Origin of the sequence: uncultured Bifidobacterium sp., assembly GCF_949292005.1 — a bacterium.
Taxonomy (GTDB): domain Bacteria; phylum Actinomycetota; class Actinomycetes; order Actinomycetales; family Bifidobacteriaceae; genus Bifidobacterium.
Genome location: NZ_CASEXV010000093.1, coordinates 1 through 2,141, shown reverse-complemented (window position 1 = coordinate 2,141; position 2,141 = coordinate 1). Strand labels below are relative to the sequence as shown.

General features: G+C 59.2%; 3 protein-coding genes and 1 rRNA gene. All 4 read right to left on the bottom strand.

Annotated elements, in window-relative coordinates; genetic code table 11:
• Nucleotides 1–522, bottom strand: a 522-nt coding sequence (locus Q1X90_RS07215) for a M24 family metallopeptidase (RefSeq protein ID WP_300768547.1), incomplete at its 3' end; no start/stop codon positions are given.
• A complete protein-coding gene (locus Q1X90_RS07210) occupies nucleotides 516–1,154 on the bottom strand; it encodes an L-threonylcarbamoyladenylate synthase (RefSeq protein ID WP_300768545.1) in 639 nt (212 codons plus the stop codon). The genes Q1X90_RS07215 and Q1X90_RS07210, both read right to left, overlap by 7 nt.
• Nucleotides 1,155–1,796: an MBL fold metallo-hydrolase gene (locus tag Q1X90_RS07205; RefSeq protein WP_300768543.1), complete on the bottom strand. Its 642-nt coding sequence runs from the start codon at nucleotides 1,794–1,796 to the stop codon at nucleotides 1,155–1,157.
• A 146-nt stretch (nucleotides 1,797–1,942) separates the two neighbouring features.
• A 23S ribosomal RNA gene (locus Q1X90_RS07200) occupies nucleotides 1,943–2,141 on the bottom strand; the annotation flags it as partial.

Genomic DNA, 2,141 nt, shown 5'->3' with positions numbered 1-2,141 from the left:
GAAGTTGGGGACCGACATACCGGCATGCAGGTTGTACTGCTCGATCTGGTGACCGCAGAGGTTGACGAGCGGATGGAATCCGGCGTTCTCGATGGTCATCTGCACAGCGCGCCCGATCTCCCCCAGGGGAACGCCGTCGCCTATGAACTCCGCCACGGTGTTCCTGGCGGTCTTGGAGATCTCCACCAGGTCCTTGTATGTGTTCGTGCCCACCTCGACGGTTCCGGCGGTGTCGCCGACGTATCCGTCCAGTTCCGCGCCGCAGTCCACCTTGACGACATCGCCCACCTGGAACACGGACTTGTCCGTGCAGCTGGGAGTGTAGTGCGCCGCAATCTCGTTTATGCTGATGTTGCAGGGAAAGGCCAGACCGCATCCGTGTTCGCGGATGTAGCCCTCCACCTCCTGAGCGACATCGTACAGCTTCACGCCCTCCTTAACCATGGAGAGCCCCAGCTCCCTCGCCGCACCGGCGACCTTGCCGGCCGTGCGGAGCTTCGCCAACTGATCCTCGTTCAGCATTCTAAGACTTCCTTGATCTTGTCGACCGGGATCGCACCCTGACGTACGATCTCGACCTCCTTGTCCATGAGCCAGACTATGGTCGAGGGCTGTCCGAGCGTGCACGGGCCGGCGTCGATGTAGGTGTCGACGGCGTCCCCGTAGTCGGATATGGCGGCGTCCACATCCACGGCGTCCGGGCGTCCGTGGAGGTTGGCGGACGTGGCCACGATGGGGCCGGTGCGCCTGATGAGCTCCAGGGCGAACCTGTTGTCGGGGATGCGTATGCCCACCTTCTGGGATGACGACGTCACGATGTCTGGCACATTGGGCTGCTTCTTGATTATGATCGTCAGGGGACCGGGGAGGAACGCCTTGATGAGCTTGTCGGCGTTCTCATTGAGGACCGCCACGCTCTCGAGCATGGCCTTGTCGGACACGGCCACGGAGAGCGGCATGTCGAAGGGCCTGTTCTTGGCGACGTACAGGTTCTTGATCGCCGACTCGTTGTAGATGTCGGCACCGATCCCGTACACGGTCTCGGTCGGATAGACGATGAGCCTGCCGGCCGCGACATCCTCGGCCGCGGCGGCGACGGCCTCTTCGCAGTGGGCGTCGAAGCCGTGGGAGTAATCGCACTTGATGATCTTCATTCACATACCTACCAGATTCATGATCCGCGCCATCATAGCCGGATCATAGCTTTCGCATTCCTTTCCATGACCCGGATACAGTTCCCTTATGTCAATATTACTCAAGACGGCCAGGGACCTGCGGAGGTCGGTCATGGAACCCCCGGCGAAATCTGTCCTGCCGACACCCGTCTCGAAGAGGGTGTCACCGGAGATCAGGGCGCCGGAGGCCTCGTCGTACAGGCAGATGCTGCCCCGGGTGTGCCCGGGAGTGGATATCACACGGAACCTGGAATCTCCGAGGTCCAGAACGTCTCCATCCTTCAGGTCCCTGACGTCCACGGGTCTGACGACACCGTCGAAGGCGCTCGCGAGGGTGTACCTGTCGTCGGCATCCCTTATGCTCGGGGTATCGAGCTCCCCGGCGTACGCCTCGCAGCCGAACTCCTCGACGATCGCGGCGAGTCCGCCCACATGGTCGTAGTGGCAGTGGGTCGCGACGACCATGTCGAGGCTGCGCTCACCGAGGATGCTGCGGATGGCATCGGCAACGTTGCGGTGGCCGAGACCGGATCCCGCATCGACGAGCATGGTGCGCTCACCGACGACGAGGTATATGCTGGAATCGAATGGGATTCCTGAATCGATTCTGCGTATGTACATCGGATGGATTATCCGCTGATGATATTTAACCGTAGAGCAGAAACCAGAAGGAACTAAACACTGAGAAAATGGGAAAAAAGAAGGGGGTTTCTTCGGAGGATGAGATTTTGATTCATACGAAACCTGTTTAACTGCTAGATCACACTCCAGCGACGTTCGAAGAACTTTAGTAAGCCAGGACTGAATACCTCGGCGAACCTCGGTACTTACATCCGGCTTCTATCAAACTCGTCATTTACGAGCGTTCTATGGGTACCTCTTTTTTAAGGTGGCTTCGAGCTTAGATGCCTTCAGCTCTTATCCACTGCCGCGTGGCTACTCAGCGTGCCTTGTCAGACAACTGAT